The sequence below is a fragment of the Streptomyces mirabilis genome (assembly GCF_018310535.1).
In the GTDB taxonomy this organism is placed as follows: Bacteria; Actinomycetota; Actinomycetes; order Streptomycetales; family Streptomycetaceae; genus Streptomyces.
Map to the genome: position 1 here is coordinate 382,475 of NZ_CP074103.1, position 14,271 is coordinate 396,745.

15 protein-coding genes are annotated in these 14,271 nt (G+C 70.8%); 8 read left to right on the forward strand and 7 right to left on the reverse strand.

The genetic code is table 11. The annotated features are described in order from the left end of the window. Positions 1-56 precede the first annotated feature (56 nt). The gene (locus tag SMIR_RS42505; protein ID WP_212728805.1) at positions 57-755 is read left to right on the forward strand and encodes a phosphatase PAP2 family protein; all 699 of its coding nucleotides are present in this window, start codon (positions 57-59) and stop codon (positions 753-755) included. Next, complete coding sequence (locus tag SMIR_RS42510) at positions 752-1,423, forward strand: class I SAM-dependent methyltransferase (RefSeq protein ID WP_212728806.1); 672 nt, start codon at positions 752-754, stop codon at positions 1,421-1,423. The genes SMIR_RS42505 and SMIR_RS42510 overlap by 4 nt, the downstream gene beginning before the upstream one ends. 22 nt (positions 1,424-1,445) lie before the next feature. Here SMIR_RS42510 and SMIR_RS42515 read toward each other — a convergent pair whose 3' ends face one another. Together SMIR_RS42515 and SMIR_RS42520 are read right to left on the reverse strand one after the other, a co-directional pair. Next, complete coding sequence (locus SMIR_RS42515) at positions 1,446-2,726, reverse strand: MFS transporter (RefSeq protein ID WP_212728807.1); 1,281 nt, start codon at positions 2,724-2,726, stop codon at positions 1,446-1,448. After that, positions 2,723-4,102 carry an MBL fold metallo-hydrolase gene (locus SMIR_RS42520; RefSeq protein WP_212728808.1) on the reverse strand — a complete coding sequence of 460 codons (1,380 nt, stop codon included), beginning with the start codon at positions 4,100-4,102 and terminating at the stop codon, positions 2,723-2,725. Before SMIR_RS42520 ends, SMIR_RS42515 begins: the two co-directional genes overlap by 4 nt. A gap of 86 nt (positions 4,103-4,188) precedes the next feature. Here SMIR_RS42520 and SMIR_RS42525 point away from each other — a divergent pair, with 86 nt between their 5' ends. From SMIR_RS42525 to SMIR_RS42550, 6 genes are all read left to right on the forward strand, one after another. Further along, positions 4,189-4,866, forward strand: a complete 678-nt coding sequence (locus SMIR_RS42525; RefSeq protein ID WP_212728809.1) for an ArsR/SmtB family transcription factor — start codon at positions 4,189-4,191, stop codon at positions 4,864-4,866. Further along, positions 4,863-6,041, forward strand: coding sequence for a cysteine desulfurase family protein (locus SMIR_RS42530; protein ID WP_249938716.1), 1,179 nt, complete (start codon positions 4,863-4,865; stop codon positions 6,039-6,041). The genes SMIR_RS42525 and SMIR_RS42530 overlap by 4 nt, the downstream gene beginning before the upstream one ends. Before the next feature lie 50 nt (positions 6,042-6,091). Beyond that, complete coding sequence (locus SMIR_RS42535) at positions 6,092-7,276, forward strand: trans-sulfuration enzyme family protein (RefSeq protein ID WP_212728810.1); 1,185 nt, start codon at positions 6,092-6,094, stop codon at positions 7,274-7,276. Between the two features lie 83 nt (positions 7,277-7,359). Then, positions 7,360-7,926: a carboxymuconolactone decarboxylase family protein gene (locus tag SMIR_RS42540; RefSeq protein WP_212728811.1), complete on the forward strand. Its 567-nt coding sequence runs from the start codon at positions 7,360-7,362 to the stop codon at positions 7,924-7,926. Positions 7,927-7,962: 36 nt separating this feature from the next. Next, a complete protein-coding gene (locus tag SMIR_RS42545; RefSeq protein WP_212728812.1) occupies positions 7,963-9,225 on the forward strand; it encodes an MFS transporter in 1,263 nt (420 codons plus the stop codon). Next, positions 9,222-9,530, forward strand: a complete 309-nt coding sequence (locus SMIR_RS42550; protein WP_212728813.1) for a sulfurtransferase TusA family protein — start codon at positions 9,222-9,224, stop codon at positions 9,528-9,530. Before SMIR_RS42545 ends, SMIR_RS42550 begins: the two co-directional genes overlap by 4 nt. 9 nt (positions 9,531-9,539) lie before the next feature. Here SMIR_RS42550 and SMIR_RS42555 read toward each other — a convergent pair whose 3' ends face one another. From SMIR_RS42555 to SMIR_RS42575, 5 genes are read right to left on the reverse strand one after another with little or no spacing between them, the layout of a single operon-like run. Next, positions 9,540-9,725: a hypothetical protein gene (locus SMIR_RS42555; protein WP_212728814.1), complete on the reverse strand. Its 186-nt coding sequence runs from the start codon at positions 9,723-9,725 to the stop codon at positions 9,540-9,542. A gap of 50 nt (positions 9,726-9,775) precedes the next feature. Next, positions 9,776-10,183, reverse strand: a complete 408-nt coding sequence (locus SMIR_RS42560; protein WP_212728815.1) for a hypothetical protein — start codon at positions 10,181-10,183, stop codon at positions 9,776-9,778. After that, positions 10,180-12,321 (reverse strand): integrase, encoded by a 2,142-nt coding sequence (locus SMIR_RS42565; protein WP_212728816.1) that lies wholly within the window; start codon positions 12,319-12,321, stop codon positions 10,180-10,182. The genes SMIR_RS42560 and SMIR_RS42565 overlap by 4 nt, the downstream gene beginning before the upstream one ends. Beyond that, the gene (locus SMIR_RS42570) at positions 12,318-14,051 is read right to left on the reverse strand and encodes a hypothetical protein (RefSeq protein WP_212728817.1); all 1,734 of its coding nucleotides are present in this window, start codon (positions 14,049-14,051) and stop codon (positions 12,318-12,320) included. The genes SMIR_RS42565 and SMIR_RS42570 overlap by 4 nt, the downstream gene beginning before the upstream one ends. Beyond that, positions 14,048-14,218 carry a hypothetical protein gene (locus tag SMIR_RS42575; RefSeq protein ID WP_212728818.1) on the reverse strand — a complete coding sequence of 57 codons (171 nt, stop codon included), beginning with the start codon at positions 14,216-14,218 and terminating at the stop codon, positions 14,048-14,050. The genes SMIR_RS42570 and SMIR_RS42575 overlap by 4 nt, the downstream gene beginning before the upstream one ends. Between the last annotated feature and the right edge of the window lie 53 nt (positions 14,219-14,271).

The window sequence follows — 14,271 nt, forward strand, 5'->3', positions numbered from 1 at the left end:
TCGTTCCCCGACATGGCGTTGGGGTGAACTCCGCGCGTCCGGCAGAAAGGCACGACGTGACGTCTCGCAGCAGGATCGTGGGCGGCCAGATCCTCCTGGCCGCCCTGGTGGTCCTGGGCCTGGCAGCCCGGAGTGCAACGCTGACCAGCGCGGACATCTCCCTCAACGAGCACGTGGCCGCCTGGCGTGACCCGGCGCTGACCACTCTGGCCAAGGCGGCCACTTTCGCCGCGCAGGCCGCCGTCGGCGTGGCCGCGGCCCTGCTCCTCCCGGCCGTGCTGTGGCTGCTGCGCCGCAGGCAGGACGCGGTGCGCGTGCTGTTCACCCTCGGCGGGGCGATGGCCATCGGCTACGCCGTCAAGATCGCGGTCTCCGAAAAGCGGCCCCCGCAGCGGCTGTGGGTCATCGCCCCGGACAGCGTGCAGAGCTTCCCCAGCGGACACACCACCATCGCTGTCGCCCTCGCCGTCAGCCTGGTCCTGCTCGTCGGTAGCTCTCTGCGGCTGCCCGCGATCCTCGTCGGCATGGCGTTTGCCGCCACCGTGGCGGGCGCCCGCGTCTACCTGGGTGTGCACTACCTGCCCGACGTGATCGGCGGCCTGCTCGCCGCGACCAGCGCCGCACTCCTCGTCTCCGGGGTGATGCAACTCCCCGTCGCCCGGCGCCACCTGGACACGCTGGAGCGCGGCGGCCCCGCCCACGCGGCACACGCGAACGGGTCCCACATCTCCGTCCGCTCGGCGGTCCAGCGATGACGGGGCACGAGCAGGACCCCGCACTGGCGGAAATCCAGCGCGAGCACTGGCAGGACACGTACGCCGCCCATCCGGGCATGTACGGCGAACAGCCCTCCGCCCCTGCCGTCCACGCCGCCGAGGTGTTCCGGGCCGCCGGGGCGAGGGACGTACTGGAGCTCGGGGCCGGACACGGCCGCGACGCCCTGCACTTCGCCCGCCAGGGCTTCACCGTCCAGGCCGCCGACTTCAGCCCCACCGGCCTGACCCAGCTCCGCAGCGCCGCCCAGAGCATGGGACTCGGCGGGCAGGTCACCACCCTGGAGCACGACGTACGCGAGCCCCTCCCGCTTCCGGACGCCTCGCTCGACGCGGTGTTCGCGCACATGCTGCTGTGCATGGCCCTCTCGACCAAGGAGATCCAAGCCCTCGCCGGTGAGGTCCGCCGGGTGCTGCGGCCGGGCGGCACCTTCCTCTACACCGTCCGCCACACCGGCGACGCCCATTACGGCAACGGTGTCGCTCACGGGGACGGCATCTTCGAGCACGGTGGCTTCGCCGTGCATTTCTTCGACCGCGGCCTCGTCGACGCCCTCGCCGACGGCTGGGACCTGCGGGAGGCCCACGCTTTCGAGGAGGGTGAGTTGCCCCGGCGCTTGTGGCGGGTCACCCAGAGCCTGCCCCGGTAGGTGGCCGGGACAGGCTGCTCGTTCAGCGGGCGTCGGGCCGGTGCTCGGTGATCCAGCGGGCGGCGAGCAGGCCCGAGGCGGCGGTGAGGACTGCCGCGGCGATGACGGTGGAGTTCAGGCCGAGCCAGTCAGCGAGCACACCGGCCACGAGAGCGCCGGCGGCGTAGCCGATGTCGCGCCAGAACCGGTACGTCCCCAGGGCATTGGCTCGCCAGGCGGGGTGGGCGTGATCGGAGATGGAGGCGATGAGGGCCGGGTAGACCATGGCCGTGCCGAAACCGAGGAAGACCGCGGAGATGATGCCCGCGAGCAGGGGCCGGTCGAGGAGCACGAGAGCGAGGACGAAGCCTACGGACTGGACGAGCATGCCGTAGACGATCAGGGGTTTGCGGCCGATGCGGTCGGCGAGGTGCCCGGTGGGGATCTGCCCGAGCCCCCACAGGATCGGGTAAAGACCCTTGATGAGTCCGACAGCGGCGAGCCCCAGGCCGTGGTCGGTGAAGAGCAGGGGGAAGACGCCCCAGGTCAGTCCGTCGTTGAGGTTGTTGATCAGCCCGGCCTGGCTGGCGCCGCGCAGGGAACGGTGACGCCATGAGGTGCGGACGAAGGTGGCCTTGAGACCGGTGTCCTCGCCGGTGGGCAGCGGCTTGGTGTGGTTCGCCAGTTCCAGGGCGACGTGGGCGGCGGTGTCGCGGACGACCAGGGCCAGCGCAAGACCCGCGACGACGAAGATGATGCCGATGAGTTCGGGGACCGGGCGCAGGCCGTAGCTGGTGGCGAGGTAGCCGGTGAGCAGGGCGGTAACGCCGACCGCGGTGTAACCGGCGGCCTCGTTCAACCCGGTGGCCAGGCCGCGGCGGGAGGGGCCGACGAGGTCGATCTTCATGTTGACGGTCATCGACCAGGTCAGGCCCTGGTTCAACCCCAGCAGTACGTTCGCGGCGACGATCCAGCCCCAGGACGGCGCGTAGGCCAGGGCGAAGGGGACGGGGATGCCGAGCAGCCAGCCGGCCACGAGCAGTTGCTTGCGGCGGAAGCGGGCCGTCAGCGCTCCGGCGGCGAGGTTGGTGAAGGCTTTGGTGAGGCCGAAGGCGATGATGAAGGAGAAGACGGCCAGGTCGCTGGTCAGGCCGAAGGTCTCGGAGCCGATGAGCGGGACGGTGGTGCGTTCCAGGCCGACCAGGCCGCCGACGCAGATGTTGACGATGACCAGCAGCGTGAACTGAAGGCGGTTCTCGCGCAGGCCGAGCCGTACGGGCCGGCCGTGGGCGTCGGTCGTCGGGGTGGGGTGCGTGGTGCTCACGAGGTGGTGTCCCCGGTTCCCTGGATGAGCTGCTGGCCGTGGGCCTGGGCGTAGTCGATGGCTCCGCCGTCGAGGACGGCGATGTCGGTGTGGCCGGCACGTTCCAGGACGCTGGCCGCGGTCATGCCGCGCTCGCCGTGGGCGCAGGCCACGACCGCGCCCTCGGGGGCGTCGACGGCGGCTGCGGCGAGGGAGCCGAGTTCGATGTTCAGGGCGCCGGGGACGTGTCCGGCGGTGAACTCCGCGTCCTGGCGGATATCGACGTAGGGGCGGCCCTTGGCGTGGTCGGGGGTGAGGAAGGCGGTGGTGGTCTGCGGGTTGCTGTCGGCGAGCCAGGCCGCTATGCCGCCCGCGAGCCGTCCGGCCAGGCGCTCGTAGCCGATCTTGTACGACTGCCACACGATGTCCGCGAGGTCCTGGCCGTCGCCGGTGACGAAGACGACCGGGTCGGTGTCCGGCAGGAGCCAGCCGAGCCAGGTCGCGAACTGGCCGCGCAGCGGGATGGAGAGGGAGCCGGGTATGTGGCTGGCGGCGTAGTCGGCTGCCGGGCGGACGTCGACGATCTGCGCGCCGTCGGCGAGCAGCGCCTTGACCTGGCCGGCGTCGAGCGCGGGCAGCAGCGGGGCGGCATTCAGGACGGTGGGGCCGCGCCGGTTGGCTTCGCCGAGGCGGTCGAAGTAGTCGGGGTAGCTGCCCAGGCCGGCCACCAGCTGCTTGACGAAGGCGCCCTCGTCCGCGGCGGCGAGCAGGGGGTTGGTCTGCTTCTGGCCGCCGATGGTGGAGGTGCGCTCGTTTCCGCGTACGGCGGAGCAGAAGGAGCCGGCGCCGTGGGTGGGCCAGACGGCGGTGGCGTCGGGCAGGGTGATCAGGCGCTTCAGCGAGCGGTACTGGGCGCGGGCGAGTTCCTCGGTGCGGCCAGGGCCGAGGAGGTCGGTGCGGGCGGCGGAGTTCACGATCATCGAGCCGCCGGTGAACACCCCCAGTTCCCGGCCGCCGTCGTGGAGGAGGAAGGAGAGGTGCTCGTCGGTGTGGCCGGGGGTGGCCAGGGCCCGCAGGGTCAGGCCGCCGAGATCGACCTCGTCGCCGTCGGCGAGGCCCCGGTGGCCGAAGGCCCGGCGCCCGGCGGCGGAGGCGAGGATTTCGGCTCCGTCGTCGTGGGCGAGCTGGACGGCGCCGGAGAGGAAGTCGGCGTGCAGGTGGGTGTCGGCGGCGAAGGCGACGGTGAGACCGCGCCGGGCGGCCGCTGCCTTCAGGGCCCGCAGGTCGCGGCTGGCGTCCACCGCGAGCGCGCGGCCGTCGCCGAGATCGACGAGGTAGGCACTGTTGCCCAGCCCCTGGTCGACCAGCGGTATGAGGTGGTCGTCGGCGAAGCCCATCCTGTGTCCTTCCAACGGAACAACCTGGCGGCAGCCATTGCTGCCAGCCTTCAGTTACAATAATCCATAGATTATTGGAGGAAGCAATGCGGGATGCCACCACAAGCGGCGCCAAGGCCGCCCTCTACGACGCCTTCGCGGCCAGCGGCAAGGCGCTGGCCAGCGGAAAGCGCCTGGAACTGCTGGACCTGCTCGCCCAGGGCGAGCGCACCGTCGACGCCCTCGCGAAGGCGGCCGGCCTCAACCTGACCACCGCCTCGGCACACCTGCAGACCCTCAAGCAGGCCGGATTCGTGGCGACTCGCCGCGAGGGGGTGCGCATCCACTACCGGCTCGCCGGCGACGACGTCGCCCAGTTGTTCGCGCTGCTGCGCAAGGTCGCCGAAGCGCACCAGGCCGCCGTGCCTGCCGCCCGCGACGCCTACCTCGGCGAGGACACCACCGGCGAGATGAGCCACGAGGACCTGCGCGCCCGCGTGGCGTCCGGCGATGTCGTGGTGCTGGATGTACGTCCCGTGGAGGAGTACCTCGCCGGACATATCCCCGGCGCCCTGTCCATCCCCGTCCAGGAGCTGGCCGAGCGGATCAACGAACTGCCTGAGGACACCGAGATCGTCGTCTACTGCCGCGGTGAGTACTGCGTCCTGGCCTACGACGCCGTACGGCTACTGACCGACCGTGGACGCCGCGCGATCCGTCTCAACGACGGCATGCTGGAGTGGCGCCTGTCGGAGCTGCCCGTCGACGCCTCGGACCTGACGTGACCCCGGGTGGAGATCTCCCGCCGCATCCGGGACTGGCCGGGGGGCCGGTCTACCTGGACTACAACGCCACCACCCCGGTCGACCCGCGCGTCACCGCGGCGATGTGGCCGTACCTGGCGGACTTCTTCGGCAATCCCTCCAGCAGCCATCCCTACGCCGACGCCCCCCGCCGGGCGCTGGCGGAGGCCCGCGCTCAGGTTGCCGGTCTGATCGGCGCCGGGCCCGGCGAGATCGTGTTCACCGGCTCCGGGTCCGAGGCCGACCTGCTCGCCCTGCGCGGTGCGGTCCTCGCCTCGGGCCGACCCCACCCGCATGTGATCACCCAGGCCACCGAGCATCCCGCCGTCCTGGAGACCTTCCGTGCCCTTGAGCGGCTGCACGGTGCCCGGGTGACCGTGCTGCCCGTCGATGGGGAGGGGCTCGTCGCCCCGGCCGCGCTGGCCGCCGCGCTCGCCGAGGACACGGTGCTGGTGTCGGTGATGGCGGCGAACAACGAGACCGGGGCTCTCCAGCCGATCAGGGATCTCGCTGCCCTCGCCCACGAGCGCGGGGCGCTGTTCCACTGCGACGCCGCCCAGGCGGTGGGAAAGATGCCCCTCAGTGTCGGCGATCTGGGCGTGGACCTGCTGACGGTTGTGGGGCACAAGATGTACGCGCCGAAGGGCGCTGCCGCCCTGTACGTACGCGACGGGGTACGGCTGGAGCCGGTCGTCTACGGCGGCGGGCAAGAGCGCGGCCTGCGCGCGGGCACGGAGAACGTCGCCCTGGCCGTCGCGCTCGGCACCGCCGCGCAACTCGCGGCCGGCGAGCTCGCCGACGGCGCCCCGGCCCGCATCGCGGCCCTGCGCGACGACCTCCACCAACGGCTGACGGCCGCTCTGCCTGGCCGTGTGCACCTCAACGGCCCGGAGAAGAACCGCCTGCCGAACACCCTGAACGTCAGCATCGACGGTGTCCTCGGGCATCAGCTCCTCGCCGCCACCCCCGAGATCGCGGCCTCGACCGGGTCGGCCTGCCACAGCGGCACCCACACCCCTTCCCCCGTGCTCACCGCCATGGCCCTCGACCGGGACCGCGCGCTCGGCGCGCTGCGGCTGTCCCTGGGCCGCTGGACCACGGCCGGCGACATCGAGACGGCGGCAGCGGCCCTCACCCAGGCGGCTGCCGCGCAGTGACCGGGCCGACCGGCCCGAAGCCAGAGGAACCGACGAACAGCAGGAGAGGCATGACCGAGAACACCGCGCACGGACTGTCCACCCGCAGTGTCCACGCCGGCGAACGCCGCGACGCCGAAGGGGCCATCCACACCCCGCTCTACAACCACTCCACCTTCGCGTTCGACACCACCGCCGACCTCCTCGACGTCGTCGAAGGCCGCAAGTCCGGGAACCTCTACACCCGATACGGCCTCAACCCCACCATCCGCTCCACCGAGGCCAAGCTCGCCGACCTCGAAGGCGCCGAGCAGGCCCTGGCGTTCTCCTCCGGCATGGCCGCCGAAGCCGCGACGTTCCTCGCGCACTGCCGCACCGGCGACCACATCGTGTGTATCGGCGAGGTCTACGGCGGCACGTTCGAACTCCTCGGCGACAACCTGCCGCAGGTCGGTATCACCACCACGTTCCTGCGCGCCGACGAGGTCGACCGGCTGCCGGAGGTGCTGACCGGCCGGACCCGGATCGTGTTCTTCGAGACCCCGGCCAACCCCACCCTGACCGTCTTCGACATCGCCGCCATCTCCGCCCAGGCCCGCGCTGCAGGGGCGCTGACGGTGGTGGACAACACCTTCGCCACCCCCGTCAACCAGAACCCCCTTCAGCACGGCGCGGACCTGGTCGTGCACTCCGCGACCAAGTACCTCGGCGGGCACTCCGACCTGACCGCCGGCGTCCTGACCGGCCCCGCCGAACACCTCGCCCCCGTGATGGGCTGGCGCAAGAACCTCGGCCAGGTCATCGCCCCCGAGACCGCCTTCCTCCTCGCCCGCTCCCTCCGCTCCCTGCCTGTCCGGGTCCGCGCCCAGAACGACACCGCACAGGCGGTCGCCGTGTTCCTGCAGACGCACCCGCGCGTGTCCCGCGTCCACTACCCGGGGCTGGCCACCGGCGAGCAGAAGCGCATCGTGGACGCGCAGATGCGCGGCGGGGGCGGCATGCTCAGCGCCGTCCTGGACGCGGATGCCGATCAGACCGCCGCCGTGGTGGACCGGCTGCGGCTGTTCGCCATCGCGCCCAGTCTCGGCGGGGTCGAGTCCCTGGTCACCCAGCCCATCACCACCACCCACCACGGCCTGGACCCGGCCGAGCGCGCCAAGCGCGGCATCGCCGACAGCATGGTCCGCCTGTCCGTCGGCCTCGAAGACGCCGACGACCTGATCGCCGACCTCGCCCAGGCCCTCGACACCGACTGACAGCCCTCTTCCTTCCGCCCACCGGACCTGTACGAGGGCCCGGTGGGCGGCCCGTACGACCTCTGCACGAAGGCGTCCATCCCGTGACCGGCTTCCCCCTCCACGACGAGGCCACCGCACCCGCCGAGGCCCTCCCGCACCTCGCCGCGGCTCGCGAACGCATGGGTTTCCTCACCACCCTCAACGCGGTCATGGCCGAATCCCCGCAACTCCTGGCCGGCTACACCGCCCTGGCCCAGCAGTTCGCCGCTTCCTCCCTGACGAAGCCCGCGCAGCAGGTCGTCCTGCTCACCGCGAGCGTCGCCAACGCCTGCCCGCACTGCGTTGCCGCGCACTCCACCCTCGCCCTGCGCGCCGGTCTCACCCCGGACGACGTTAACGCCCTACGTGATGCCACCACGTTGAAGGACCCGTCACTGGAAGCCGTACGCCGCCTCACCCAGGCCGTCGTCGACAAGCGCGGCTGGGCCGACGAGCAGGACATCGTCGGCTTCCTCGCCGCCGGACACACCCACCGCCAGATCTTGGACATCGTCCTGGGCGTCGGGATGAAGACCCTGTCCACCTACACCAACCACCTCACCCACACGCCCATCGACCCGGCGTGGCACGACCAGCAGTGGACGCCGCCAGCGACCACAACCTCCTGACGCACCCACTGCCAACCGCCGCACGCAGGAAGAGACATGACCAGCACCGCACCCGCCGTCCCCGCCTCCATACCCGACGCCGCCCAAGCGCAGCGCCGCATCCTGCGTGTCCTGGTCGCCTCCCAGGTCCTCAGCGGCGCCGGGCTCGCCGCAGGCGTCACCGTCGGCGCCCTCCTCGCCCAGGACATGCTCGGCTCCACCAGCCTCGCCGGACTGCCCAGCGCCCTGTTCACCGCCGGATCCGCGCTCGCCGCCATCACCGTCGGCCGCATCTCCCAAGCCCGCGGCCGCCGCCCCGGCCTCGCCACCGGCTACCTCACCGGCGCCATCGGCTCGGCCGGCGTCATCGTCTCCGCCGTCCTGGACAACCCGGTCCTGCTGTTCATCGCCCTGTTCGTCTACGGCGCCGGCACCGCCACCAACCTCCAGGCCCGCTACGCCGGAGCGGACCTCGCCCCGGCCGGCCACCGCGCCCGCGCCGTCTCCACAGTCCTGGTCGCCACCACCTTCGGCGGCGTCGCCGGACCCAACCTCGCCGCCCCCGCCGGCACCCTCGCCGAACACCTCGGCATCCCCCACCTCGCCGGCCTCTTCGTCATATCCGGCGCCGCCTACGCGCTGGCCGCACTCGTCCTCACCCTCTGGCTGCGCCCCGACCCACTGCTCCTGGCTCGGACCGTCGCCCAGGCCAAGGAAGCCGACGCCGCAGCCAACCCGGCCTCCGCCGATGCCACCGACACCAGCGAGGGCCGCGGAGGCGTGGTCCTCGGCGCGCTGGTCATGATCCTCACCCAGCTCGTCATGGTCGCGATCATGACGATGACGCCGGTCCACATGCACGACCACGGCCACTCCACCGCCGCCTCCGGCCTCGTCATCGGCATCCACATCGGTGCCATGTACCTGCCCTCGCCCCTGACCGGCTGGCTCGTCGACCGCTACGGCCACATGAAGATCGCCGCCGCCTCCGGCATCACCCTCCTGGCCGCCGGCCTCCTCGCCGCCGGAGCCCCCGGCGACTCCGTCGCCCTCCTCGCACTCGCCCTCGCCCTGCTGGGACTGGGCTGGAACTTCGGCCTCGTGTCCGGCACCGCGATCATCGCCGACACCGTCCCGCTCGCCACCCGCGCCAAGACCCAAGGACTGGTCGACGTCTCCATCGCCCTCGCCGGCGCCACCGGCGGCATCACCTCGGGCATCATGGTCGCCGCCACCAGCTACCCCGCCCTCGCCCTCACCGGCGGAGCCCTCTCCCTCGCCCTCCTGCCCGCCATCGCCGCCACCGCCTACCGCCGATGAACCCCACGAACCCTGAAACCCCCGCGTCCGACATCACCGTCGACGGCACCGGCCTGCTCTGCGTCACCCTCCTGCTGCGCCTGCGTAAAGAGATCGACGGCGCCAAGCCGGGCACCGTCGTCCACGTCATCGCCACCGACCCAGCCGCACCACTCGACCTGCCCGCCTGGTGCCACATGACCGGCCACCACTACCTCGGCCCCGTCCCCGGCGATGAACGGCCTGTGTACGCCCTGCGGATCGCCGCCGATGCCCGTCCCACCCGAGCCAGCGCTCCCTGGCATACGGACGACCGCGAAAGTTGACCGCCGGCCTCACCTCTGCAGCTTGGCCGTGCGCTCGGGATGGGCGCTGCCCACAGAATGCATGGCGGTCTTCTCCGTGATTCCGAACAGGCGCATCAACTTCAGCGGATCGCCGGTCTCGAACGCCTCGTTCAGGATTCGGTCCCGCCGCAGGCCGTCCCCCTGGCGGCGCGAGCCAGCTGTTCGCGAGTTCATCCACCAAACCCGCAAGGAACTCGGCGTCGCCGCGTGACGGCATGCTCTCCTTAATCGCCAGACGGGCGGAGCGGGATGACGTTGTCGGGGGGAGGTTGGTCCTGGGCACCGGGTTGCCGGAGGATGAGGACGGCTGCCGCGAGGGCCATTTGCTCCGCTCGATGCCGGGAGTTGGCCTCGGCAGCCCGGGATTCCTTGAGAACTTCCTTCAGGCGGACAACCTCTTTGCGAAGCCGCCTCTCGACTTCCGGCGTCTGGTGCGTTTCTGTACGCACCCGCGCGTAGAACTCCTCCTTGAGGTCGGCGTGGCGCTTTTGCAGTGCCATGCGGTGGACACCGGCCTCGGCGGCGAGCGCGACCACTGTGAGGCTGCCGTTGGAGCAGGTGGGCTGGCCGGCCAGGAGGCGGTCCATGGCCGCGCGGATGCGCGAGCGTTCGTCCTCGTGCTGCTGGTTCATGCGATGGCCTCCTCGGCGGACTGGGCGGCGGAGTCGTGGGCGTCGGCGAGAGCACGGAAGCGGCCTGCTGTTCGGCGAAACCGGTCGCCCAAGGGCTGGGGCACGAGGGCTGCCTTCGCATCCAGCCGATCAGAGTGCTCGCGTGCCGCCTGCGCGTGACTGTCGGTGCGGACCGCGTTGCCGCAGCCGAGCTGGCAGGCGAACTGGTTAGGCGCCGTCGCCCCGGGATCCGGGTCGCACAGGGCGGTGTCGCGCTTGAAGGCGCAGATGAGGAACGCGTCCGGGTTGTCGAAGAGTACGAGGCCGTCGCGCGCGAGGAACTTGGCGGCGGCCTTCGGGGTGGTCAGGGCGCCCTCGAAGCTGGGGATCGAGGTTGCTCCGATGAGAGCCCGTCGAGCGGCGGGACCGGAGATCTTCTCGCCGGCCGCCGCGGCGTCGCGCAGCCGCGCTGCGGTCTGCGCGGCGGCGAGAGCGGTCTCGACGTCGAGCTCCCCGTGGAACCCCCGGCGACTGCGGTTGCCGTAGCCGGTGGAGGTGCGGGCGTCCAGGGCGGTGCGCATGTGTCCGTACTGGATGGCGAGGGCGACCAGACCGCCGGGGCGGCGGGCGATATGCCAAGCCAAAGTTCTGCGCAGACGGCTCAAGCCAAGGTTGCCGTGCGGGTCCTCCGGCACCATCTGGGCGGGCAGGCCCTGGGCGGTGGCCTCCTGGTTGATCCACGACACGAGATTCTCGACGCGGCGGCCCAGGCTGGCGCGCTTCAGCGCACCGTGGTGCTTGCGCTGGGAGACGACATCGTGGTGGGTGGAGCTGAACAGGAGCTCGCCCTTGGGGACGATGCGTTCCAGGACCCGGATGGCGTTGACGACCGGGGTGATCGCGACCCAGGGGACGGCCCGCTCCTCACCAGCGGAGACGTGGTGGCCGTCGGAGTCGCGGACGTTCTTGTAGTGGTGGGCTCGGATCAGATGCCGCGGCATGGAGCCGTCCTCGTGGGGTTCCGGATCGGGGCAGCAGCCGGACCGCAGCGATTGAGCCTCCTGGGAGCGCATCCCGGTCAAATACAAGATCACGATGGCGGCGGCCGTGGCCAGGTGACGCACCAGGATCGGCGTCTCCTCATAGTCCATGAACGCGCGCCAGGGCCGCCCCTCGATCCGGCCCATCACCGGCACCTGCATCGGGCTGGGGCCGGGCCGCCGGGCGGCGAGCGCACGGAGCCCGCGCCGAGTAGAGAAGTCGTGGACCTGGTTCCAGCTGGCTCCCGTGACCGCCGCAACGTAGTGATGGGCCAGGGTGATGCCGTGCTTTCGACTCACGGTGGCGGGCAGGAGAGCCCCGGAATCGACCAGCGGCTGCAGATAGTTCTTGACGGCCGCCAGACCCCCTCGGGTGGTCGGAGTGGCCTTCACACGGGCGTGCAGGCGGCGGCGCTCGGCCCAGGCGGCCAGGATGTCGTCGGAGAAGTCCTCGACCAGGCGGATCGACCACGTCAGCAAGGGACCGATCACCGTCGGGTCCAGTGGCTCCGTTTTGTTCTCCCCGCCCGCCTCCCCCTTCGCGGCCGGCAGGTAGTCGTCGATGCCCTCGCTCTCCCAGGGCGGCTGCGTAATACCGCAGGGGCTGACGGACAACTGGTCGAAGGCCCACAGGTCCGAGAGCCAGCGCAGAACCGTCAGGGCATGATCGCGCGTGCAGCCGCTGGTGCGCACGGCGGCGTACGCCTTCCAATCCTCCACGGTGCAGTCGCTGAGCTGGGACACGCCTTGCCGGTCGAGCCAGCGCGCGAACTTCAACCACTGCAGGATGTTGTCGCGCATGCTGATCACGCCGTCGCGTCCCCGGTTCTGAAAGCCCCGTTCCTGCACGTAGGTGGGGCGTAGCTCGCCGTTGATCAGGACCCAGATGAGGCGCCTGAACTCGCTCCGCAGGGAGGCGGGGCACCTCTTCAAATTGATCTTATGGATGCTGTCCCCGGGATTGTCGGTCAGCGGTCCCATCGACCAGACGTCCTCGCTGTAGCGGGAGTTGGGGTGGGTGTTGCCGGCGCTGATCCACCGGTCCAGGACCACCGGGCTCTCCAGCCCCGGGAGGGGAAGGATGTAGGGATCGGCCTCGATGGTCAGAGCTGTCGTCACGGGGCGAGGTCTCCCTTGAGCAGGTGGTCGACGATCATTTGGTCGCGGTCGGTGATCCGAGCCAGAGCGGCGTCCCAGGTACTCTCATTGACCTTTATCCGCAGGTCATCGAGTCGCTGGAGATGTTCGTCCCATCGCTTGCGCCAGAGCTTCTCGGGCCAGCTGGAGTGGAGCGAAGTCAACTGGCGGCGTAGGAGCGCGAGGCGCGGGTGGTGGCCGGTGTGGACCCGGGAGTTCTCGCAGGACAGGCAGAGCAGGAAGTCGGCACCGCAGCCGCCGCTCGGGGCAGGCCAGGGACTGGTCTCCTCGTCCGAGCAGTCCGCGGTCGCGGTCTCCTGGTGGGTCGCGTCGGCCGCGTCGGAGAGGCGCCCCTTGAAGGTGTAGTCGCGGGCCTGTTCGTGGGCTTCCTCGGCGCCAGCCGCAATCACGTCCACGGCGGCTTGCTGGACGTTCTCGTCGGGCAGGACGTAGACGCTCTCGTGGGTGCCACGTTTGTGCTGCAGCGGCTTGCCCGTGGTGGTGACGGTGGTCCTGCGGGCGCGTTGGAAGGGCGAGCCGATCTTGTGAGAGCTCGCCCATACTCGTGCATCGGCCTTGGACACCCCGAAGCACAGCGGGCCGACGTTCCGGGGCCGGTCCAGATTGGAGTCCACGTCAGTACGACGCCGGTTGCGGGCGACCATCAGCAGGTCGTGTCCCGGTGACAGCGCGGCGGCCAAGGCTCGCCCGGGCTCCGTGGCTTCCAGGGCCTGGGTGATGAGCCGGCCCGGCGAGTCCGCACCGGAGTCGGTGTAGTTCTCCGTGTCGAACCAGCGCCCCTCGCCCGAGCGGCGCTTCTCCACCAGGACCTCGTAGGTGACCGTGGCGGTCTCTCCCGCGGACGGGGTCGTGACGGGCACGTGCAGACGGTCGAAGACCGACAGATTCCAGCCGTAGCGGTCCGTCATCATCACGGCCAGGGCCGTCAGTTCCGACCGGCTCAGGAACAGCCGGCCCGTCGTCTTCCCGCGGTTCTTTCCGCGCAGCAGCCCTTCGGCTCGGGTGTAGACCTTCCCGCTTTTGTCCGGGTATCCGGGCAGTTCGCCCGTGGCGGCGATGTGCTCGAGGGCCGCCCCGATCCTCCAGTCACGGCTGTCCGGGTCCAGTGCACCCGCCCGGTAGCGGGCGAGCCACGTGGTGTTCTCCCGGATCCGCAGCAGCGCGGCCCGGAACTGCCGTTCGGCGGCCAGCAGCACCTGGTCGCGCTCCGACGGCCGGTAGGACTGCTTGGACGGCTTGCCCTTCTTCGGAACGGGGCGGGCCAGTTCCTCCGCAGCCAGGCCCTGCGACAGCCGCGGCTCGCGTTTCAGCAGCGTGCGCATCTTGCCCAGGGCCTCGCGCCCGCCGGGCGTGTCCTTGTGGTTGTTGCGCCAGAGCCGGAGCGTGGCGGAGGTGAGGTCGCCCAGGTCCTCGGCCGGCTGGCCCTGGTCCTTGAGGAACCGGGCGAAGACCTCGATGGATCGCCAATATGACTCACCGCTCGCGTGGCTGTTCCACCCCATGGACTGCGCGGCGAACGCTCGCGCAAGGGAGCAGCGCATCGGCTGCGGCACGGCGATCGCGGCGAAATCGAAGACGCGCTCGAAGCCTTCCTTATTCACCACGGTGGCCTGCAGTCCGTCGGCGGCTATCCGCTCGGTTGCCTGGAAGTCCGGCGGCGGCAGGACGGCTTTGCGTCCCCGCCCGCTCACGATGCCGCCGCGATGGGCAGGGCGTCGACCAGCAGCTCGATGTCCTGGATCCCGGAGGTTTCCCGGGCCAGCTGGGCGAACAGGCCGTTCAGATCCTTCGTCCGGTCCGTCTCACCGTGCTCGTCCTCGGTGTCGAAGGCGAGGATCGACTCCAGCTGCATGTGCATGACCGGGTTTAATGGTGACGTCGGGTATTGGAACTATCCGAATGCCCCTGTGG